Annotated in this window: 21 protein-coding genes; 8 read left to right on the plus strand and 13 right to left on the minus strand. The window is 64.7% G+C overall.

Features of this window, described 5'->3' with window-relative positions; translation table 11 throughout:
• Positions 1 to 8 precede the first annotated feature (8 nt).
• Together CH292_RS13695 and CH292_RS13700 are read left to right on the plus strand one after the other, a co-directional pair.
• On the plus strand, positions 9 to 1,232 hold the full coding sequence (locus CH292_RS13695) for an RNA polymerase sigma factor (RefSeq protein ID WP_094655014.1): 1,224 nt from the start codon (positions 9 to 11) through the stop codon (positions 1,230 to 1,232).
• Between the two features lie 101 nt (positions 1,233 to 1,333).
• The gene (locus CH292_RS13700) at positions 1,334 to 1,702 is read left to right on the plus strand and encodes a VOC family protein (RefSeq protein ID WP_094655015.1); all 369 of its coding nucleotides are present in this window, start codon (positions 1,334 to 1,336) and stop codon (positions 1,700 to 1,702) included.
• Between the two features lie 18 nt (positions 1,703 to 1,720).
• On the opposite strand, the gene CH292_RS13705 is transcribed toward CH292_RS13700, so the two are convergent.
• Positions 1,721 to 3,031 (minus strand): NAD(P)/FAD-dependent oxidoreductase, encoded by a 1,311-nt coding sequence (locus CH292_RS13705; protein WP_094655016.1) that lies wholly within the window; start codon positions 3,029 to 3,031, stop codon positions 1,721 to 1,723.
• 84 nt (positions 3,032 to 3,115) lie between these two features.
• Between CH292_RS13705 and CH292_RS13710 the strand changes: the two genes are divergently transcribed.
• Complete coding sequence (locus CH292_RS13710) at positions 3,116 to 4,033, plus strand: LysR family transcriptional regulator (protein WP_256978121.1); 918 nt, start codon at positions 3,116 to 3,118, stop codon at positions 4,031 to 4,033.
• A 9-nt stretch (positions 4,034 to 4,042) separates the two neighbouring features.
• Here the strand turns inward: CH292_RS13710 and CH292_RS13715 are convergent, their stop codons facing one another.
• The gene (locus CH292_RS13715; protein ID WP_256978122.1) at positions 4,043 to 4,555 is read right to left on the minus strand and encodes a hypothetical protein; all 513 of its coding nucleotides are present in this window, start codon (positions 4,553 to 4,555) and stop codon (positions 4,043 to 4,045) included.
• Between the two features lie 39 nt (positions 4,556 to 4,594).
• The gene (locus CH292_RS13720; protein WP_256978123.1) at positions 4,595 to 6,031 is read right to left on the minus strand and encodes a malate:quinone oxidoreductase; all 1,437 of its coding nucleotides are present in this window, start codon (positions 6,029 to 6,031) and stop codon (positions 4,595 to 4,597) included.
• A 67-nt stretch (positions 6,032 to 6,098) separates the two neighbouring features.
• On the opposite strand from CH292_RS13720, the gene CH292_RS13725 reads away from it, so the two are divergent.
• On the plus strand, positions 6,099 to 7,007 hold the full coding sequence (locus CH292_RS13725; protein ID WP_094655019.1) for a LysR family transcriptional regulator: 909 nt from the start codon (positions 6,099 to 6,101) through the stop codon (positions 7,005 to 7,007).
• A gap of 34 nt (positions 7,008 to 7,041) precedes the next feature.
• Here CH292_RS13725 and CH292_RS13730 read toward each other — a convergent pair whose 3' ends face one another.
• Genes CH292_RS13730 through CH292_RS13745 form a run of 4 tightly spaced genes read right to left on the minus strand, consistent with a single transcriptional unit; the run spans position 7,042 to position 9,275 of the window.
• Positions 7,042 to 7,608 carry a DUF6188 family protein gene (locus CH292_RS13730; protein WP_094655020.1) on the minus strand — a complete coding sequence of 189 codons (567 nt, stop codon included), beginning with the start codon at positions 7,606 to 7,608 and terminating at the stop codon, positions 7,042 to 7,044.
• Positions 7,605 to 8,360, minus strand: coding sequence for an LLM class flavin-dependent oxidoreductase (locus CH292_RS13735; protein WP_094655055.1), 756 nt, complete (start codon positions 8,358 to 8,360; stop codon positions 7,605 to 7,607). Before CH292_RS13735 ends, CH292_RS13730 begins: the two co-directional genes overlap by 4 nt.
• Before the next feature lie 43 nt (positions 8,361 to 8,403).
• Positions 8,404 to 8,973, minus strand: a complete 570-nt coding sequence (locus CH292_RS13740) for a hypothetical protein (protein WP_256978124.1) — start codon at positions 8,971 to 8,973, stop codon at positions 8,404 to 8,406.
• Positions 8,974 to 9,014: 41 nt separating this feature from the next.
• Positions 9,015 to 9,275: a PLD nuclease N-terminal domain-containing protein gene (locus CH292_RS13745; RefSeq protein ID WP_019665173.1), complete on the minus strand. Its 261-nt coding sequence runs from the start codon at positions 9,273 to 9,275 to the stop codon at positions 9,015 to 9,017.
• Positions 9,276 to 9,418: 143 nt separating this feature from the next.
• Here CH292_RS13745 and CH292_RS13750 point away from each other — a divergent pair, with 143 nt between their 5' ends.
• Entirely contained in the window at positions 9,419 to 9,991 is a 573-nt protein-coding gene (locus tag CH292_RS13750; RefSeq protein WP_094655022.1) for a nucleotidyltransferase family protein, read from the plus strand.
• Between the two features lie 10 nt (positions 9,992 to 10,001).
• On the opposite strand, the gene CH292_RS13755 is transcribed toward CH292_RS13750, so the two are convergent.
• A complete protein-coding gene (locus CH292_RS13755) occupies positions 10,002 to 10,532 on the minus strand; it encodes an SWIM zinc finger family protein (RefSeq protein ID WP_019665171.1) in 531 nt (176 codons plus the stop codon).
• Positions 10,529 to 12,331: a DEAD/DEAH box helicase gene (locus tag CH292_RS13760; RefSeq protein ID WP_033190258.1), complete on the minus strand. Its 1,803-nt coding sequence runs from the start codon at positions 12,329 to 12,331 to the stop codon at positions 10,529 to 10,531. The genes CH292_RS13755 and CH292_RS13760 overlap by 4 nt, the downstream gene beginning before the upstream one ends.
• A 364-nt stretch (positions 12,332 to 12,695) precedes the next feature.
• Between CH292_RS13760 and CH292_RS13765 the strand changes: the two genes are divergently transcribed.
• The gene (locus CH292_RS13765; RefSeq protein ID WP_094627215.1) at positions 12,696 to 13,916 is read left to right on the plus strand and encodes an ATP-binding protein; all 1,221 of its coding nucleotides are present in this window, start codon (positions 12,696 to 12,698) and stop codon (positions 13,914 to 13,916) included.
• 6 nt (positions 13,917 to 13,922) lie between these two features.
• On the opposite strand, the gene CH292_RS13770 is transcribed toward CH292_RS13765, so the two are convergent.
• Entirely contained in the window at positions 13,923 to 14,342 is a 420-nt protein-coding gene (locus CH292_RS13770; protein ID WP_256978125.1) for a glyoxalase superfamily protein, read from the minus strand.
• Positions 14,343 to 14,424: 82 nt separating this feature from the next.
• Positions 14,425 to 15,009, minus strand: a complete 585-nt coding sequence (locus CH292_RS13775) for a TetR/AcrR family transcriptional regulator (RefSeq protein WP_094627213.1) — start codon at positions 15,007 to 15,009, stop codon at positions 14,425 to 14,427.
• 79 nt (positions 15,010 to 15,088) lie between these two features.
• Between CH292_RS13775 and CH292_RS13780 the strand changes: the two genes are divergently transcribed.
• Both CH292_RS13780 and CH292_RS13785 read left to right on the plus strand, forming a co-directional pair.
• On the plus strand, positions 15,089 to 15,700 hold the full coding sequence (locus tag CH292_RS13780; protein WP_019665166.1) for an NAD(P)H-dependent oxidoreductase: 612 nt from the start codon (positions 15,089 to 15,091) through the stop codon (positions 15,698 to 15,700).
• A 282-nt stretch (positions 15,701 to 15,982) separates the two neighbouring features.
• Complete coding sequence (locus CH292_RS13785; RefSeq protein WP_094655024.1) at positions 15,983 to 16,669, plus strand: methyltransferase domain-containing protein; 687 nt, start codon at positions 15,983 to 15,985, stop codon at positions 16,667 to 16,669.
• Between the two features lie 16 nt (positions 16,670 to 16,685).
• Here the strand turns inward: CH292_RS13785 and dnaB are convergent, their stop codons facing one another.
• Both dnaB and CH292_RS13795 read right to left on the minus strand, forming a co-directional pair.
• Positions 16,686 to 18,083 (minus strand): replicative DNA helicase, encoded by a 1,398-nt coding sequence (gene dnaB, locus CH292_RS13790; protein ID WP_027498586.1) that lies wholly within the window; start codon positions 18,081 to 18,083, stop codon positions 16,686 to 16,688.
• Positions 18,084 to 18,916: 833 nt separating this feature from the next.
• Positions 18,917 to 21,175 carry a bifunctional SulP family inorganic anion transporter/carbonic anhydrase gene (locus CH292_RS13795; protein ID WP_033189499.1) on the minus strand — a complete coding sequence of 753 codons (2,259 nt, stop codon included), beginning with the start codon at positions 21,173 to 21,175 and terminating at the stop codon, positions 18,917 to 18,919.
• Between the last annotated feature and the right edge of the window lie 140 nt (positions 21,176 to 21,315).

Here is a 21,315-nt window from a genome sequence, read left to right on the forward strand (position 1 = left end):
GCCGACCGATGAGTGCAATGCAGGAGTCGGCCGAACATGCTGTGCGCACGTCGTACGGCCGACTCCTTGCCCTCCTCGCATCCGCGGACGGCAACATCGTCGCCGCCGAAGATGCCCTCGCCGACGCCCTGGAACGGGCGCTGACCACCTGGCCACGCGACGGCGTGCCCACCGATCCCGACGCCTGGCTCCTCACCGCCGCCAGGAACAAGCGTCGGGATGTCTGGAAATCGGCGGCACATCGAACCTCGGTAGCGCTCGATCCCGTGGTCCACGCCGAATCGCGTCTCGACGACATCGATGTCGATGCGCTGCCGGACAAGCGGCTCGAGCTGATGGCCGTGTGTGCCCACCCCGACGTCGACCGTGCGGTGAGGACACCGCTGATGCTCGACGTCGTGCTGGGGTTCACGGCCAAGGACATCGCGCAGGCGTTCGCGCTACCCGCCTCGACGATGGCGGCACGCCTGGGCCGAGCGAAGAAGCGCATCCGGGATGCGCACATCCCGTTCGAACTACCCGATCGGAGTGCCCTGCCGGCACGGGTCGACGCGATTCGTGAGGCCGTGTACGGCGCGTTCGCGATCGACTGGAACGCCTCGGGATCCGAAGTGCGAGAAAACATGATCGGTGAGGCGATGCACCTCGCCGAGACACTGTGCGCAGTGTTGCCGGAGGACGCGGAGGCGCACGGGCTTGCCGCATCGATCGAACTGTCCGCCGCTCGGATGCCGGCACGCTGCCGAGACGGGGTACTGGTTCCGTTGGCCGAGCAGGACTTTCACCTGTGGGACGCAGACCTGTTGCATCGCGGGGAGCAGCACCTCGTCGCGGCACACCGCCTGGTGGCCGCAGGCTCCAGTGCACTCGGGCGTTTCCAACTGGAAGCAGCTGCCTCTGCCGTGCACTGTGGTCGCCGAAAGACCGGCCGAACAGACTGGACCGCGTTGCGCGAATTGTATTCCGCACTAAAGACATCGGCACCGACAGTCGGCAGCGCCGTTGCGCTCGCCGTCGTCACCGCAGAAACCGACGGCGCCCTCGCTGCACTCCATCTGCTCGATCGAACGAACGGAACCGAGCGATTCCAGCCCGCATGGGCGGCGCGCGCTCACCTGCAGGCTCAGCTGGGTGACGTCGACTCCGCCCGATCCGCCTACGAGAAAGCCATCTCCCTCACCGCAGACCCTCCGACCCGTGCCTATCTGGACAAACAGTTACGTCGGCTGTGAAACCGAGGCGGATTCACAGTCCTTTCGTGCACCGCGATGATTTCCATCGCTCCGTCGAGTCCACCTCTGCACAAGGACAAACATCGACCTTGGAGGTAACCATGACCGACGCACATGTCACCGGAGTGAGAATGGTGGCGATACCCGTCGCCGACCAAGACCGTGCAATCGAGTTCTACTCCGTTGCACTGGGTTTGACGAAGTCCGCGGACCGTGTGATCGAGGAACTCGGATCGCGTTGGGTGCAGATGAGCGCTCCCGGCATCGAGATCGCGCTACTGACGGAGTACCCGGGATTCTCCGCGGGCCGCGATACCGGCGTGCGGTTGGTGACAGCGGACGCCAGAGCCCTGCACGCCCACCTCGTCGGGCACGGGGCGAAGGCGAACGAGCTTCTCCTCTGGGAGGGGCTGCCGCCGATGTTCGAGTTCGACGACATCGACGGCAACACCCTCTACGCAGTGCAGTGAAAACAATCGGCCTTGCTCCTAGGCTGCTTCGCGGTCCTCGTGCTGTTTCGCCTGCGTGAGTACGGCGGATCTGTCCGTGTACTGAAAATGCGGGCGCTTGTCTCCGATGTACGAGCTCATCCACGACACCACGGCAACGTAGCGGTTGCGGAAGCCCACCATGTACATCAGGTGCACCGCCAACCACATGACCCACGCGATGGGACCCGACATGTCGACCTTCCCGAACAACCGCACCACTGCGCTGAACCGGCCGACGATCGACATGCTTCCCTTGTCGGTGTACGCGAACGGGGTTCCGGCGTCCACCTTTCCGGTGATGACCTTGGCAACGTGGCGGCCCTGCTGCATTGCCACGGGCGACTGACCGGGCAGACCGTTCAACGAGGTCACGTCGCCGATGGCGTAGACGTCCTTCGCCGTACCGACGGTCAGGTCGTCGTGGACGAGAAGCCTGCCGGCACGGTCGGTCTCGCAGCCGGTGCGTTCGGCGAGCGTGGCCGCCAGATCGCTGGCCTGCACGCCGGCCGACCAGATGACGGTCTTGGCGGCGATGGTCCGCGACGTTTTCGAGTCCACATCCTGAACCGTGACCGAGTCGTCGACGATGTCGGTGACCATGGCCCCGGTGACCACCTCGACGCCCGACTTCTCCAACTTGGCGCGGGCGTAGGTACTGAGCTTGCCGCCGAACGCAGGCAGCACGTCCTTGACGCCGTCGACGAGTGTCACCGTCACGTCGTCCGGATGGATGTCCGGGAAGGTTCCGGCGAAGTACCGCTGAGCGAGATCCCTGATCTGCCCGGCCAATTCCACACCGGTGGCACCGGCACCGACCACGACGAAACTGAGCAGCTCCTTTCTCGCCTCCTGGTCGGAGGTGTGGTGCGCAGTCTCGTAGCAGCGCAGGATCTGCTCACGCAGAGCGACGGCGTCGTCGACGGTCTTGAGAGCGAACGTGCGGTCCTTGAACTCGTCGCGTCCGAAGTACGCCTGCGTCGCGCCCGTCGCGACGATCAATCGGCCGTACCCGATGGTGTGGCTACCGCCCGCGCCGATGTAGGTGACCTGGTGCAACTCGGGGTCGACGTCGACGACCTTACCGAGCCGGACATCGGCCGATTCGTAACGGGCGAGGATGCGCCGGACGGGTGGAGCGATCTCGCCGGTCGACAGCATGCCGGTCGCTGCCTGGTAGAGAAGCGGTTGGAACAGGTGCTCCGTCGTGCTGGAGACGAGCGAGAACTTCACGCCGGCCTTGCCCAGAGACTTGGCCGCAGCCAACGCTCCGAATCCCGATCCCACGATGACGACCTCGTACGTATCCACTGGTTTTCCTTTCCAATCGAGCAACCACACTCCATGAAACGCCCCGGCCAGTGGTCTATCAACGGGAAATTTGGAATAGTATCGATGAGTAAAACTCATGATTGGAGCGCTGTGGAACTTCGGCAACTGAAGTACTTCCTCGCCGTGGGCGAGGAGCTGAGCTTCTCGCGCGCCGCCGAGCGGTGCTATGTCTCGCAGTCGGCGATCAGCCTCCAGATCGGCAAACTGGAACGCGAGATGGGCGAGTCACTGTTCGAACGGTCGTCGCGCTCGGTCCGATTGACCGTTGTCGGAACACAATTGATGTCCATCGCACGGCACATGGTCGAGCTCGAGCAGTCCGCGCTCGCGTTGACGGCCAGGCGCCGGAATCAGCTGCGCCTGACCGGCAACATGACGTTCGCAGCCAACGCAATCGCCGCGATCGTCCAAGTACGCGAGCGGCATCCGGAAGCCGAGATCGACTTCGTCCTGAAACGATTCGCCGAACAGATCGAAGCCGTCACGTCGGGCGACTGCCAGGTGGCCTTGATCCGAGGCAACGTCGAGCGCTCCGGTCTCGAGGTCACCGAGCTGTGGAAGGAGAACCTCGTCGTCGTACTCGCCGACAGTCACCCACTGGCATCCGGGCCGGATCCGCGACTCGAGCAGCTCGCTCAGTACCCACTGCTCCTCCCCAAGCGCAGCGAGCAGATCCTGCTGCATCGGGTGATCGAAGGAGCCATGAAAAGAAGTGGTCGACGCCTGGCCTTCGGCCCACCCGTCGCCATGGACCACACGGCAAGCGCGGAGTTGCTCAACCACCCCGAATGCTGGTCCATCATCTACGCGAGCACGGCCGAGAGCACTCCGAAGACCGGGCTGGTGTTCCGCACCGAAGCGCAGCGCAGACTGAAACTTCCCGTCTCCGCGGTGGTCGACTCGTCCATACCCCCGACGGACATTCAGAGGGATCTCATTGCCGCACTTGCCGATACGGCGCCGTCTCCGGTGCCACTCTGACGATCGGGGTCACAGGATGCCGGACTCGCGCATCTGCTGCACGACGAAGGCCCCGGAGTAGACGTCGATGTACGTCCGCTCTGTCTGAAGCGGCGAGAACGCAACACCGAACCGAACCGGGCCCGGCTCCGACCTCGACACCGCGATGTCGACCGAGTACCGACCGTCGGGGGTGCTCACATCACCGGCGCGATACAGGTAGTCGGCGACGCCCACCCGAACATCTCGCTGCTCCGCCTTCTTTCCCGTACCGGTGATCTCCCGAAATGCGATGGGGTCCAACCCGACACAGGAGTAGACCCGCGCGAAGACGTCACCCTCCGGGTCCACCCAGCCCCCGCCGAGCGCCCCACCCGCCTGCGACAGCCACTCGTCGGACCACTCGGGAGCGGCCTCTCCCGTCACACGCAGATCCGACGCCACCGCGTCGCTGCAACTGGGGTCGCCCGGCTGCGGCGCGGCGCACCCACCGATCGCAGCCACAGCGACCAGCACCAGCCCAGGCGCGACAACATTCTTCACCGCTTCCACCACCTCATCCCCGACCGACAACGACACTCGTCACCGAAAACCATACCTGTCGGATTGTTCCTGAAGTGCGCCATGGCGTGAGCCGGCAGCAGCCAGCAACGCGTCGAGCCGTGGCTGCCACTCGGAACGATCGTCGGCGAAACATCTCGTCAACACCTCGATCATCGCTGAAGGCGCGACCGATGCGCCGGGCGAGGCACCGAGCAGGCCCGCGATCGATCCGTCCCTGCCGGTGACGATCTCCGTGCCGAACATCAGATCACCGCGAAATCTGCTGCGCGGCTTGATCAGCTGAGCTCGTTGACCGGCCTGAATCAGACGCCACTGCGCGGGGTCGGCAGCGGGGTAGAACGTTTCGAGCTCGGCGAACTTGCGCTTCGACGACGCCAGAACCTGCCCGACGAGATAACGGACGAGGGGGAGGTTGCCGATACCGACCGACAACAGAACGGGCAGGTTTCGAAGACGGACGGTACCGAAGAGATCGCGGAGGCGACCGTGTTTCAGCAGGCGGGTGCTGAAGGTCGCGTACGGCCCGAACATGAGCGACGTCGTGCCGTCGACATGCCTTCTGTCCAAGTGCGGCAACGACATCGGAGGTGCACCGAGCGACGGTCTGCCGTAGACCTTCACGCCGTGCCGCGCGACGACCTCCGGGGCATCGGTGTACAAGAACTCGGCGCCGAACGGAAATACCCCGTACCCGCGGATTTCGGGAACACGACCCTTCTGCAACAGACGCAGTGCGTACCCGCCGGCTCCGACGAACACGAACCGCGCGCGAACCTCGAACACCCGCCCGGTCGATCGGACTCGACCCGATAGATGCCACAGACCGTCCGGCGTGCGGCGCAGACGCGTCACCTCGTGGCCGGTGCGGATCAAGCACCCGCGCGCCTCCATCGTCCGGCCGAGCGATTCGGTGAGTGCGCCGAAATCGATGTCGGCACCACCGGCGTCCCACGTCGCCGCGATCCGCTCGCCCGGCGCGCGACCGTCGACGAGCAACGGCGCCCAGCCGCGAATTCGATCACGATCCTCGGAATACTCCATACCCTGAAACAGAGGGTTCGACGTCAGCGTCTCCCATCTGCGTCGCAGGTAGTCCACGTCGGCATCGCCGAACACCACGTCCATGTGAGGCACTGCCTTCAGAAACGACGGATCGAGGTCACCGCTCCTCGTCAGCGAGTCCCAGAATGCCCTCGACACCGCGAACTGCCGCGCGACCTGCTCGGTCCGGGACGAGTCGTCGGCGTCGGGCATGTAGTTGAGTTCGCACAGACCTGCGTGACCGGTACCCGCGTTGTTCCACGGACCCGAGCTCTCGCCGGCCAGCCGGTCGAGTCGCTCGAACAACGCGATCGACCTGTCCGGCAGCACCTTCTGGATCAGCGTTCCGAGGGTCGTGGACATGACGCCGCCGCCGACGAGCGCGACGTCCAGAATTTCCGCATGTGAAGTCATGCCGTCAATGCTGGCGGCGACGAGACCGTTCCGTCCAATGAGATCTTCGAGCAATTATCATCCGCAAATGGATGACTACTCGTTCGACCGCCCGGAGTCCGTAGCGCCTCTGCTCGCCGCCTTCGACGCCGTCGCCGCGGAAGGCCACGTCACCCGCGCGGCCGCCCGGCTCGACGTGCCCCAATCCTCGGTCAGCAGAAGGGTGCACAGCCTCGAGCGCATCCTCGGGTTGGCGCTGATCCAACCGGTGGGTCGCGGGGTCGGTCTGACCGCGTCGGGCCGGGAGTTGTTCAACCGCACCCACCACGTGATGCGGGAACTCGACGACGCTGTCGCCGCGGTGCGGTCCGACGCCGATCCGGACAGCGGAGTCGTCGGGTTCGGATTCCCTCTGACGCTCGGATCGCGTTCGGTGGCCGCCCTTCTGACGGACTTTCATGCAGTCGCTCCCCGCGTCAGGGTTCGACTGGTGCAAGCACACGGCGAAGCTCTCGCGGACATGATTCGCGACGGCCGATTGGATCTCGCCGTCATGATTCCTCCGCCCGACGACCTGGACGTGACGGTTCTGGGCAGCCAGCAGATCTTCGTCCACGTAGCGGCCACACACCCGTTTGCGTCTCGTCGGGCACTCGCGGTCGAGGATCTCGCCGACGAAGCCTTCGTGGCCAGCCCGCCGTCGTTCCAGCTGCGCACCCTGCTCGACACGTGGTGCGCGGAAGCCGGATTCGTCCCGCGGGTTCCCTTCGAGATCAGTGAGATCGACACCATCGAGGCACTCGTACGAGCCGGGCTCGGGATCGCGCTTCTACCGAAGCCGGAGGTCGCCGTCGCCGGCGTGACGACCGTTCCCCTGACCGGTGACCGCACTCGATCGGTCGGGCTGGCGACAGGCCGACGCCGACCGACAGCTCCCGTCGCGCACTTCCATCGTCACGTCACCCGACACGCGAATCAGCTCATCGTTCGACCCTGAGGACTCGGAGCCGGCCTACCCGAGTACCCCGATGTCAGAGAACATGACCCGAGGACAGCTCGATGCCTCGCCCGGCCCGAACGACGCTTTCGCGCAGAACCAGATAGGCCGACTCCAGATCCACGTTCGTCGCCAGCAGCGTGCCGTCCGAGAATTGAATCCCACCGTGCTCACCGGAGGAAATCCGTACGACGGTCGAGCCGATTGCCGGTGAACCGGTCGGTGACGCAGGCGCGGCGGACGTTTCAGGCGCGTCCAGCGTTTCGATGATGCCTCCGGGAAGGCACAGCACCGTCGCACCGTCCGGCGCGGTGTACTCCCAGGACTCGACTTCCTCCCGGGGAGCTGCGGTGACGGCACTTCCGTCGTCGAACCGCAGCGTCAGCGTGCCGTCCGCGGCCAACTCGGACATCGTGCACCGAGTGGTGAGCAGGGACGTCAGTGCACGCAGCCCCTCGAACTGGTTGTCCTCGTCGAACCGTGTGTCACCGATGTCGAGCTGACTGAACGCCACCACCGAACCGTCGTCGAAGCCGATACTCAGATCGAAGTCGAGGTGAACGTTCCGCACTGTTGCGTTCTGCACGTCGACACTCGTCACCGGGGAGGTCCACCGGACGCGAGGTGGACGGCGCGCTGGAACACGCCGGCCAGATCGGTTGTCTGCGGACCTGGTTCCAGTACCAGGGTGGTCGCACCAGCCTCTGTGTACTCGTCGAGGTCGTCCACCAGATCCGACACGTACACGACGATGTCGTGGCCCGGCCCACCACCGATGTGGCCGATCGCGTCGCGGACCTGCTGCGGCGTGGTGGAGCTGGTCAGTATCGTCCCGCGGCTCGTCTCGCCGCTCACAGCAAGGGTTTTGGGGCCCGTCGCACCGACCAGAAGCGGCGGAGGCTCCGCCGGCGGCCAATCCAAGCGGACGTTGTCCAACGAGACGTAACGGCCCCGAACGTCGACCGTCTCACCAGCCAGCAGACTCGTCAGTGCCGTCATCTGCTCGCGAAGAAGAGTCAGCGGGGACTGCACTCGCGCCCCCACCTGCCCCATCCAATCCTGCACACCGTGACCCAACCCGACCCGCGTCCGTCCCGGATACAGCCGAGCCAGAGCAGCGACCTCCATCGCCGTGGCCGCGACGTTCCGCAGAGGGGTGGGCAAAACTCCGATCCCGACGTTCAACCGTGGCGTCACCGCGAGAACAGTTGCGGCCATGGAGATTCCCCCGGAGAAGAAACAGTCCTCCCACAGCCAGATCTCGTCCACCCCGGCCTCGTCGGCCGCACGCGCCGCGTCGACGATGGTCTCCGGCGGCAGTTCCGGCCTCAGCACAACACCGAATCGCGTCATCACATCCCTCTCTTCCACTTCATCCTCCACTCCCGCCCCAGGGTCAGGATCGACGCCTACCCAGCAGAAGAACCCCGCCGACGGCAACGGCCACGCTGACCACGCCGGCGACCCCGAGCCACAGCGTCGCACCGATCGGAGGGGAATCGGCCTCCAGCACGGTGGGAGTGCCGTAGGAGCGCTCGGCAGCATCGAGCGTCGTACGATCGGTCGCCGGCGCCGTCGCCGAACAGCTGTTGACCTGCAAACGATCCCGCGACGACTCACCGCGTTGGGCGAAGAAGATGTACTCGTCACCGACCGCCAGCGTCGAGCCACACGCGGCCGACTCCGCAGCCGTCGACACCACGGCGTCGGCCTCCACGTCACCGTCGTAGATCTCGCTGACCCGAACGTCGTAGGTGAGTGTGCTGCCGTCGTCGCGGACATCGGTCGCCACCCCGACGAAGACCGCGCCGTCGGGAGACGAGTGCTGTCGAACACGGTCGCTCACCTGAGAAAGGCCGTAGGCACACGTGCAAGCCTGCGCGACGGGGGGAGTGATGCCGGTCGCCAACCCTGCCGCCACGGCGCCGACCAACACGACTCGCCCTGCGATCCGCCCCGTACGCATGAGACCAGCGTCGCACGCCACGTCGGCGCAGTCCATGCGTTCTACCGCGGACGGTCGGTCGTGAAACTCGAACCGCGACCCCAGACGAACCACACGATCGTCCCCAGAAACGGGAACGCCAGCACGATCAGGACCCAGATCGCTTTGCCCGCGGTCGTGTAGTTCTTCGACTGCAGAATGCTGACCAGGGCGGCGACGAACAACGCGAACGCCGCGACGACAAGTATCAGAATCAGAACCCCGAAACCGAGGCCGAAAACCGTGGTGGCCGTGTCGTCCTGCGCGCTGAGTTCCAGCAACATCGAACGTTCCTTTCGTCGAAGCGGTGATGTGCACTCCACCCTACGAACGCAGGCGCCGTCACACATCGTCGTTGCGATGTACATTCCGTACACCTTCGGAACGACTCGACCCCGACCTCGGGTGCTGTGGCACGATCGGACGAATGGGGCGTGACGACTTTCTGACGGCAATCGAAACCAATCCGGTGGTCGTCGAGATCCTCGAGCGTGGACCAGAACTCGGGCTCACCGACTGGTATCTGACGGCAGGTGGCCTGTTCCAGACCGTCTGGAACCACGTCGCCGGCTCCGATCCTCGAGCCGGCATACGCGATTACGACTTTCTCTACTACGACGGCACGGACCTGTCGTACGAATCAGAGGATCGCGTCATTCGACATGCGGACACTCTGTTCGCCGATCTGGGAGTCGACGTCGAGGTCCGCAACCAAGCCCGCGTTCATCTCTGGTACGAAGATCGCTTCGGCGCACCGGTGAAGCCGTTCCAAAGCACGGAGGACGGGATCGACCACTTCGTGGCCACCACCTGCTGTTTCGGGGCCCGCAGCGAGAACGACGGAACGACGACGGTGTATGCACCCCACGGATTCGACGACGTGTTCGCCGGGGTGATCAGGCCGAACCCGCTGCTTCCGATGCGGCACGTCTACGAGTCGAAGGCCGCCCGGTGGACATCGATCTGGCCGCATCTGACGGTTCTCCCGTGGCCGGAGTAGATGCGCCGTCCTACCCGTAGAAGGTCGCCGGGTCGAGGCCGTCGATCGGCAGCCGAGCGGCGTCGGCGTCGGGCGAGCTACTCACCCCGCGCAACTCGACCGCCGATACCGGGCGCTCGTCCATGCGTCGAGCAATCTCGAAGAACACCGCAAGCACGTGCACACAGGGACTGGTTCGTTTCGTGCAGTCGCAGTCGGCGGTCAGCTCGTCACGACTCGGACCGACGGGCATGCCTGCCTTCGACCATTCGGCGTGGACGGAATCCGGCACGTCGCCGGCGGGTAGACCGCGCAGCGCTGCTCGGGCCGACTCCGCAGCGTCGTCCGCCCAGAGGGGACAATGCAGGCTGACGTGCTGGTCACGCGCCCCGAACACGGTTGCTCTGATCGACCCGGCCGAGATCACGACGTCACCGACCTTGTCGTTCCGAACCAGTGATCGCGCCCGAGGAAGAGCTGGATTCGGTCGGGTGATGGACGTCGGCTGCGCCAGCCGTACCCAGTCACGCCCCCACGCGGTGACCCCGAGATCGTCACTCATCGGCCCGCCCCGATCTCGAGCAGCTCGCGAAGCTGACCGTCCGACAGTTTCGCTAGATCGCCACCGATGTCGAGCGTCGCTTCGCTGGTCGCGATGTCCGCGAGGTCACGCTTGTGTCCGTGCATGTCGTCGATCGACTGCTCGAGGGTTCGTTCGGTGAGCAGTGTGTGCACCGTGACGGTCTGCGTCTGCCCGATTCGGTGAGCGCGATCGCTCGCTTGGCTCTCCACGGCCGGGTTCCACCACCGATCGAAATGAACCACGTGCGACGCACGAGTGAGGTTGAGGCCGAACCCGGCCGCGCGCAGACTCAGGATCAGAATCGGTGGGCCGTCGCCCGATTGAAACTCGTCGACCATCGTCTCGCGGGCCGCGGTGGACAGACCGCCGTGCAAGAACGGCACCGGATGTCCGGTGACCTCGTCACCGAGATGCCGGGACAACAACTCGCCGGTCCCGCGATACTGCGTGAACACGAGCGCCGCCTGCCCGTCGTCGACGATCTCCGACAGCATCTCCGTCACCCGATCGAGTTTGCCTGATCTGCCCTGGATTTCGGCACCGGTACCGTCGACGAGCTCAGGATGATTGCAGATCTGTTTGAGGCGAGTGAGCAACGTCAGGATCCGTCCCCTGCGTCCGATCCCTGTCCCGAATCCTTCGGTCAACGAGCTGTCGAGGTGACGCCGATACAGTCGCTCCTGCTCCTGGGTGAGCGTGCAGACCACCGAATTCATCACCTTGGCAGGGAGTTCGGGTGCGACATCGACCTTGCGCCGTCGCAGAATATGCGGCCCCACGAGCTCACGAAGCCGACCCGCCGCGGCGTCGGACCGCTTCTGCTCGATGGAGACGACGAACCGTCGCCGGAAGCGCGCACGTGCTCCCAGAACGTCGGGTGAAGCGAACGCCATCAGGGACCACAGTTCGTCGAGTCGATTCTCCACCGGAGTACCTGTCATCGCGATGCGCAGGTGCGCCTGCAGCCTCCTGGCCGCGCGCGCCTGTTGCGAATCCGAGTTCTTGATCTGTTGCGCCTCGTCGAGAACCACTGTGTCCCAGTCTACTTCCGTGATCATGTCCGCATCGCTTCGCAGCGTCGGATAGCTGGTGATCACGACGGAACCCGGCCCGACGTGCTCGAGGCTCCGCGTCCTCGACGCCCCGTGATGAACGTGAACCTCGATGCCCGGCGCGAACTTGGTCAGCTCCCGAGCCCAGTTGCCGACCAACGACGTCGGGCACACCACCAGGTGCGGCGCATCGCGTCGCAGCGTGAAGACGGCGATCGCCTGCACCGTCTTTCCCAGGCCCATCTCGTCGGCCAGAATTCCCCCGCCGCTCGTTGCCACTGCGTTCATCCACGCGACGCCTGCCCGCTGATACGGCCGAAGTTCTGCCCGCAGAAGCGTCGGCTCACCCGCCCGCCGATGCAGCGCCGCGTCGACGGTGGACGCTGCAGACCAGATCGTCGTCGTGTCGAGTCCGACCGCCGCGTGTCCAGCAATCGGCAGCGACGAGACGAGGCCCTCCACGTCCCCACCAGCCGCAGACGCCACTGCTATGCGCGCCCAGACCCGCAGCGACCGACTCGCGCGATCTCCCGGTCGCCACGTGGTGAGCGCAGTGAGCGCGTCCGGCGCGTCCACCAGTGCAACCGGGACCGACAGCGCCTGCACCGATCGGGAGGCGGCGTCGGGCAGTGCGATGGTCAACGACGCCGGCGTTCCTGCAGGTAGTCCGGCCGCGACGGCATCCTGAGAGGGGCTGCCCGTCCCCCACCAGGCGAACTTGTCCAACTCGATCGAGTAGCACGCTTGCAGTGTTCCGGGGAGATTCGCATCGACCGATGGTTCGTGGGTTCGGGCGTCTACCGTCGTGAAAATGTTCGTGACCTCCGGTCAGGGCACTGTGAGGTCCGACAAACCGCGTCGGACCCAACCTGGTGGGCGGTGAGGGATGGCGGGTTCCGATCGTTCGGCGATCGGCAGTGGGACAGCGCGGTCGGCCACCATCCGTGGGTTGAAGACCGTCGAGAGTAGACCGAAGTGCCGGAGTGTGCAATTACCGATCCATGCGGCCGGGGTACCTCACTTTTCTCGCATGTCACAGAGTTTCTCGCAGCGATGTACTTACCTGCCGAGTGCCCCTATAACTCTTCCTATGAACAATCCCTACACACCCGAGTCGGGCGAGGTGCCGAGGGAACTGGCGGGACGCGAGAAGTACCGGTCGGCGTTCATCTCTCTGCTCGACGGCCTCGAACGCGGTCATACCGCACGGTCGCAGCTGATCACCGGCATGCGCGGCACCGGTAAGACCGTACTGCTCCGCGAGTACGTCTCGATCGCGCGGTCGAGGCGTTGGGCGATCGTCGACATCGATGCGGTCCGACGGGACGACGACGGATTCCGACGACAACTGGCCTTCGAATGCCGCAGTGCCTTGCTGGCCGTATCCGCCCGCGGGCACTGGGGATCGGAGGCGAAAAGAGCGTCCGGCGTACTCGGCTCGTTCGCCTCGGTGCTCGGAGCGAGCAGCCCCCTCACCGCGGAATGGACCGAGACGACGCCCGGGGCAGCCGACACCGGGCAGCTGTCCGCGGACACGACGGCAACCCTCCTCGCGCTGGGAGAGGCCGCGCGTGCCCACGACACAGGCATCGTCTTCGTGATCGACGAGCTACAGCGGCTCACCTCGGCACAGCTCTCCGCGCTGATCGACGCGTTCCATCGTTGCTACCTGCGCGAACTGCCCATCACGGTCGTCGGTGCAGGGCTCACCGATCCCGTCGACGAGATACCGGAGGGCGCGCAGCCGCCGAACCGACCGACCGTGGACGAGGTTCGAGCGCGCGCGGACCGCCTGTTCGAATTCCCGGTTCTCGGTGCTCTCGCCGACGCCGATGCCGCCGCCACGCTGCGCAGTGGAGGGTCGTGGACGGACGGAGCGGTCCTGGCCGCGTCGACGATCACGGGGAAATTTCCGGCGCTGCTGCACGCCCTCGGATTCGTCGTCTGGGACGCTCGCAACACCGACGTCGTCACCGAGGCCGACATCGAGAACGCCGTTCCCGAATACGAGAAGTTCGTCGACGAGAACTTCTTCCGTCGAAACCTCGGTCGCGTCGACGACGTGGACCTCGCGTACTTGCGCGCAATCGTGGATGCTCCCGCCGAGATCGACACCGCACGAGCCCTCGAACGTACCGTCGCGCAGTGCACGCGAACACGGGCGGGTTTGGTGGACAAAGGGCTGCTGCACATCACGAAAAACAACGAATCGGTCTTCACCACACCGCACTTCGAGAGTTTTCTGCTACGAACGATGCCGACACTGGAGGTACCTGCCCGCAAACAGCGCCGTCGACGCTACGACCCGTGAACGGTCTCACCGGTTGGTGTACTCGTCCGGGTCCTCTACTTGGCAGAAACGCAGCACGTTCGACGACGGATCGATCACGGTCAGCGTCGGCCCACCCGGCGCATCGGTGTCCAGACCCGGCCGCATCGACCGATACTCGGCGGCGTCGAGCTGCCGATGGAACGCCCGAATGTCCTGAACCGGAATCCACACGACAGTCCCCGGTGTTCCATCTCCATGATGCTCCGACAGATCGAGCACCGAACCGGAACGACGAACCCTCATGTACAACGGCATCCCGGGCTCGAACCTGTGCTCCCACTCCACGTCGTAACCCAGATAACCGATGTAGAACGCCCGCGTAGCCGCGTCGTCGAACATGCGAAGAATCGGGATGCTCGGGCCCAGAGCGATACCTGCGTCACTGGGTCGTTTCTTCCACTTCACGTGCACTCACCTCACGTTCGCGTCGCCGGGACAACAGTACAAGCTTCTCGGCATGTCACGTCGAGCGCTGGATCCACCCGCTCTAGGCCCCGCTCCTGCCGGCGACGGCGACGATGGTCTCGGCCAATTCACTCGTGGCCTGATCCGGGGACAGGTCACCCGTCACGGCCGCACGAGACAGCGCCTCTGCCGCGCCGAAGATCGCGGTGATCGAGGCTACGGACACCCCCGTCGACGATTGGACGAACGGGGCAAGGATTTCGCGGCACCGCTGCGAATAAGCTTGGTCTGCAGCGCGTTTGACCTGCTCGAGCTCCGGCGATCCTTCCAGCGCAGCGAGTACTCCGGTGAGTTCACGGCCCTGCGCGAGCGTGCACCCGACGTACGAGTTGGCAATTGCCGCGGCACGGCCGTCGAGCGTCGCTTCTGCGTTGTCGAGGTACTCCTCGAGCATGGCCGCCTGACGGTCGTCGAACTCCTGGAAGAGCGCGGCCAGCAGCACCGCCCTGGACGCAAAATGGCTGTACACCACGGGTTTTGCAACTCCCGCCCGTTCCGCGAGCCGACCGAGGGTGAGAGCGTCGGCGCCCTCTGCTCGGACGAGCGCCCACGAGACCTCGATCAATTGGTCGTACCTTTCGGCACGCGACAACCTGGTCCGAGCCATCCACACACCTCCTTGCGCTATGTACCAATAGTAACCTACCTTTGGTACATAGCGTTCTTCGCCCAACGAAAGGATCTCCGTGAGCAGCCTCGTCGTAGTCTCCCATTCCGACCCGAACTCCCTCACCCACCACGTCGCACGCTCGACCATCGACGCACTCGTCGACGCGGGCGACACGGTGGAGTTCGCAGACCTCGCCGCCGAGAACTTCGACCCCCGCTTCACCCGGGCCGACCTGGACCTCTTCCGCGGAACCGGAACCCTCGACGCCGATATAGCGTCCGAACAGGCCCGCGTCGACCGTGCGGACCACCTCGTCCTCGTCTTTCCCATGTACTGGTGGTCCATGCCCGCTCAGCTGAAAGGCTGGATCGACCGTGTGTTCATCAACGGATGGGCCTTCGACGACAGCCCCGACACCGGGTTCGTCAAGAAACTGGGTCGACTCACCATCCACCTCGTCGCCGTTGCAGCCGACGACGCCGACAGCTTCGGGCGCCACGGCATCGACCAGGCCTTCGCCATCCAGATCGAACGCGGCATCGTCGAATACGTCGGGGCAACACTCGGATCCTCGACCTTCCTGCACGAATCCGAAACCAAGAGTCGCGAAACCCTTGCCGCCGAGGTGAACGTCATCGCCGACGCTATTGCAACCCGAGTGTCAGGGCGTGCCACCGTCGATGCATAGGGGCCAGGGGCTGGGCAGCGGCATGGATTGCCCGATACTTCGCCTGTTCGACGGGATCCCGCCGATTCGGCCGGGTATCGGGCAATCCGTGTCGGGCCTTTTCACGGGCTGATGTGTTTCACTGATCAGGTGACCACGTTCGTACAGCTTCGGTGGCGGCCCTGAACCCGCGGCCCTGACCTGTACACTCCTTCGGCCGCCTCATGTCGGCCGACGATTCTCACCTGTACGTCGCGTTCGTGGTCGACGCCTGAGGTGGCCCCATCCCGAGAGGACCACCCCATGACCCTCGACGTAGTGATGACCGCAAGATCGTTCGACGAATATCGTGCGATGTTCGGCCTGACCGACTCCGATCTGTCCCGTCGCATCCTCGACTGCCCTGCGGGCGCCTCCGGGTTCACCTGCGAGGCAACCGACCGCGGCAGCGACGTAACAGCCTGCGACGTAGCGTATTTCGCGTACGACCCGGAGGGACTCGCGTCCGTTGCACTGTCCGAGACTGATCGCGGGCACGCATACGTACTCGGGCACGCCGACCACTACGCGTGGACGTTCTTCGCTGGACCCGACGAACACCGACTCGCCAGACACACCGCTGCGCAACAGTTTTCGGCCGATATACGACGGCACCCCGGCCGGTACGTTCCCGGGCGGCTACCATCGTTGCCGTTCAGCGATGCCAGCTTCGATCTGGTGCTCAGCTCCCACCTACTGTTCAGCTACGCGGACACCCTCGACGCCGCGTTCCACCTCGACACGATCGTCGAACTCATGCGAGTCACGTCCCACGAGCTGCGAATCTTTCCGCTCGTCCCGGTCGGGTCGTCGGAGCCCTATCCTCGGCTCGCCGAGTTGCTCGACGAACTGCGCAACCGAAACATTCACTGCCGCACAGCGAACGTCGACTACGAGTTCCAACGGGGCGCCACGCAGATGCTCGTGTGCCACCACGGCCCGTCCAGCTGAACACCCAGCGCGGCGATCAGCCCCTCGCCATGTCCACGAAACGCGACAGGTGCAGCTGGTGAGCCACTGTGATGGTCGCCGTCGGACCGTTACGGTGCTTACCCAGAATGAGGTCGGCCTCGCCGCCACGGGGGTCGTCGCGTTCGATGGCGTCGGGGCGGTGCAGGAGGATCACCATGTCGGCGTCCTGCTCGAGCGATCCGGACTCACGGAGGTCGGACACCATCGGCTTCTTGTCGGTGCGCTGCTCAGGACCACGGTTGAGCTGACACACGGCAACCACCGGGCATTCGAGTTCCTTGGCGAGAAGTTTGAGCTGACGGGAGAAGTCCGAGACTTCCTGCTGACGCGACTCGACCTTCTTGCCCGACGACATCAGCTGAAGGTAGTCCACGACAATCAACTTCAGACCGTTGCGCTGCTTCAGACGCCGAGCTTTGGCGCGAATCTCCATCATCGTCAGGTTGGGGGAGTCGTCGACGAACAGCGGCGCCTCACTGATCTCGCTCATCCGTCGGGCAAGCTTGGTCCAGTCGTCGTCCGTCATCTTTCCCGAACGCATGTCACCGAGCTTGATCTTGGCCTCCGCCGACAGCAGACGCATCACGATCTCGGTGCGGCTCATCTCCAGCGAGAAAATGACACTGGGCATACCGTGCTTGATCGAGCACGACCGCATGAAATCCATACTCAGGGTCGATTTGCCCACACCAGGCCGCGCCGCGACGATGATCATCTGACCAGGGTGAAGACCGTTCGTAATTTCGTCGAGCTCGGCGAATCCGGTGGGCACACCGAGGGAGATACCGCCGCGACTGGCGATGGAGTCGATCTCGTCCATCGTCGGCTGCAGCAGCTCCTCCAAGGGGAGGAAGTCCTCGGAAGTACGACGCTCGGTGACCTCGTACACCTCTGCCTGCGCACGATCCACGACCTCGGCGACGTCCTGGCCGTCCGAACCCGCGTACCCGAACTGCACGATGCGGGTGCCGGCCTGCACGAGCCTGCGCAGGATCGACTTCTCGGCCACGATCTCCGCGTAATAACCGGCGTTCGCCGCAGTGGGAACAGTCTGCGTGAGTGTGATCAGGTACGGAGGACCCCCGATCCGCTTCAGGTCACCGCGACGATCCAGCTCCGCCGAGACCGTCACCGGGTCAGCGGGCTCCCCGCGGCTGTAGAGGTCGAGAATGGCGTCGTACACGCTCTGATGCGCCGGGCGGTAGAAATCGCCGGGACGGAGCACCTCGAGCACGTCGGCGATGGCGTCCTTGCTGAGGAGCATGCCGCCCAGAACCGACTGCTCCGCCGCCATGTCCTGCGGGGGTTGACGACCGAAATCTTCGCCCGGGGCTTCACTGGGCGGCGGCTCGGAGGAGTAGTCCGATTGCCCTCGATCGTCCACAACTGCCACGTGAAGTCGACCGTCCTTTCCCCGTACGAAACCTCGCAGCCGACTACCGCACGACTACGTACCGACACATTTTCTACCCCTCGCCACCGACAAGAATCCCGCACGCGCACCCACGATCGGGCACCTCCGTGCGTCACCCCCTCTGCCGGTGGAGACACGCTGCTGGGACGTTAGGCGCAATCGTTTCCCGTCACAACACAGCCTGTGGATGAACCTGGGGATCGAATGTGGATAGTGCTGAACAACTGTGTTGACCATCTGGGGATAACCTGGGTATAACTTTCCGAATATCGACCATTCCGCCAGCTCAAAGGGTGTACATAAACTTTCTGTCCTGTGTATGAATTATTGCGCGGCGTGTCGCCCAAGTTGACAACTCGGGCGTGTTGAGTAAATGCGAAGTGAACAAACCAGTGATTCACGTCACAGTGTCTGGGAACACTCACAAAACCAGTCGTCAGCCCGGTTTCGCTGCATCCCGCCCGAATCCGCGCCCGCCGCACGCCACCCCACCCCGCCTGCCACACCGCCGTGCACCGCCCCCTCTCGGACCGCCCCCCCGGACCGAACGTGGCGTTCAGTCACTCCAAGTGACCGAACGGCACGTTCGCTCACCAATCGGGTGGACGACACACGCCCCCATCCGGACCCAATGTGGCGTTCAGTCACTCCAAGTGACCGAACGGCACGTTCGCTCACCAATCGGGCGGACGACACACGCCCCCATCCGGACCCAATGTGGCGTTCGGTCACTCTGAGTGACCGGACGGTACATTCGGTCCGAAATGGGGGCGTAGGGCGTGAGACGCGCTGGAGGCCGAGGGCCGGGCGGGTCAGGCGGGCTGGATTTCGGCTGTGTCGAGGACGGTGATGTCCTTGGTGCTGATTTGGAGGACGCGGGCGGTGGGGATGTCGAAGAAGAGCCCTGTGACCCTCAGTTTCCCCTCTGCGGAGGCGCGGCCGACGACGCGGTGTCGGGTGAGGGTCTGTAGCTGTACTGCGACGTTGACCATGGCGAGCTGGTCGCCTTCGGAGAAGCCGAGTTCTGCGGCTGCGCGTCCGACGGGGTGCCCGCTGCGGTAGGCCTCGAGGCTTGCGAGGCCGTGTTCGAGCCATTCGACGACGCGTTCGTCGCCTGCTTTGTCCGGTCCGGCGAGGACAGCTTTCATCGCACCGCAGCCGGAGTGGCCGCAGACGACGACGGAGCTGGTGCCGAGGACGTCGACGCCGTAGGCGAGCGAGGCTTCCACCGAGGTGTCCTGACCCTGTGCGGGGATCATGTTGCCCATGTTCCGCACGGTGAAGAGGTCACCCGGTCCGCTGCTGGTGATGGTGTTGGGCATGACCCGCGAGTCGACGCAGCACAGGAAGAACGTGTCCGGGTCCTGGAATTCGGTGAGGCCCTGCAGGTGCGGCTTGATGGCCTCGGCGTGGGTCCGGTGGTACTCGGCGACGCCGGACAGGACCGGTCGCAGTGCGGGCGGGTTGTCGTCGACCGCACTGTCTTCCTTCAGCTGCCATGCCGACCACGGGGCCAGCGAGCCACGGACGCTTGCGAGTCCGCGCTTCGGCGGTGCTTCGGCTGCGGCTGCGAGCGAGGCGGATCCGTTCTCCTCGATCTGCACCGTGCCGCCACCGAGCTCGTGCTGACGTACCCATTCGTGCAGATGTTCGTGCACTGCGTGGTCCAGGAAGTCGACGGCAAGTTCCATGTTGACCTTGGAACCGCTTGGCACGGAGGACAACACGTGGGTCAGGCGAGGAAGCGACAGGAAGCTCAGCGAACCTTGCATGTGTACGCGCCAGGAACCGTCGACTGTCTCGTCGGCGTGCACGTGCGCCCACACGACGCGACGGAGAACCAGGAAGATGGCGAGCGCCAATCCGATCAGCACGCCCTCCAGCAGGTTCAGTGCAACCACGCCGAGAACGGTGACCGCGTACACCGCGATGTCACCCGTCTTGCGGGCAATCCTGATGTCTGCCAGCTTGATCAGCTGCACGCCGATCATGACCAGTAGACCGGCGAGTGCGGCGAACGGAACCAGCTCGACGACCGAGATGAAGAGAACGGAGAAGACCAGGATCCACAGACCGTGCAGGATCGCCGACGCACGCGACTTGGCACCGGCCTTGACGTTGGTGGAACTGCGCACGATCACACCGGTGACGGGGAGGCCACCTGCGGCACCGGAGACCATGTTGGCCGCACCCTGTCCGAGCAGTTCGCGGTCGAAGTTGGTGCGCGGTCCGGTGTGCATCTTGTCCACCGCGACGGCGGACAGCAAGCTCTCCACGCTGGCGATCAACGCGATGGTCAGAACACCGGTGGCGACGCCTGCCCACTGGCCTTCGGGAAGCGCGGGGAGGCTCAGCGCCTCGATCAGGTTGCCTGGCAGATCGATTCGTTCGACGTTCAGATCGAGAACAACGGACAAGGCGGTTGCCGCGACGACGGCCACGAGTGCACCGGGCACCTTCGACACTGCACCCGGCAGCCTCGGCCACAGCAACATCAACGCGATGACGACGCCACCGACGAGGATCGACGGCCACTGGCCGTCGGCAACCGACGTGGGGATGGCCAGCAGATTCTCGACCGCGGAGCTCTCGGATTCACCACCGAGCAGAACGTGAATCTGTTGCAGCGCAATGGTTACACCGATTCCGGCAAGCATGGCATGCACCACCACCGGCGAGATGGCGAGCGCGTGCCGGGCAATTCGGCTCAGACCCAACAGGATCTGCACCGCACCTGCACCAACGGTGATGAGGCACGTTACGGCCCAACCGAATTGATTGACAAGCTCGGCCACCACCACGGTCAGACCTGCGGCCGGTCCACTGACCTGCAACGGCGATCCACCGAGTGCGCCGGCGAGAATGCCGCCGATCACGGCTGCGATCAGCCCGGCCATCACGGGCGCACCCGATGCAACTGCGATACCGATCGAAAGTGGCACCGCCACAAGGAAAACGACCAGCGATGCCGGTACGTCGAACTTCAGAATGCTCCCGATCCGAGATGGAGACTCGGATCCTTTCGTTGATGACTCACTGTCCGATGAGTCTTTGTCGACTGTCGTGGTCACGGCAGGTCCTCCGGGCGTCTAGGCGTCTGGTCGGTCGTTTGCGTGTCGCGTACGCACATCTGTGTGCTTCTGTCGCCCCTCGTTAAAGGGTACGCAAACCTTGGGTCACGCGCCCGTGATGAGAGTCTCCTCACAACTGA

This window comes from Rhodococcus sp. 14-2470-1a, from assembly GCF_002259425.1.
Classification (GTDB): domain Bacteria; phylum Actinomycetota; class Actinomycetes; order Mycobacteriales; family Mycobacteriaceae; genus Rhodococcoides; species Rhodococcoides fascians_E.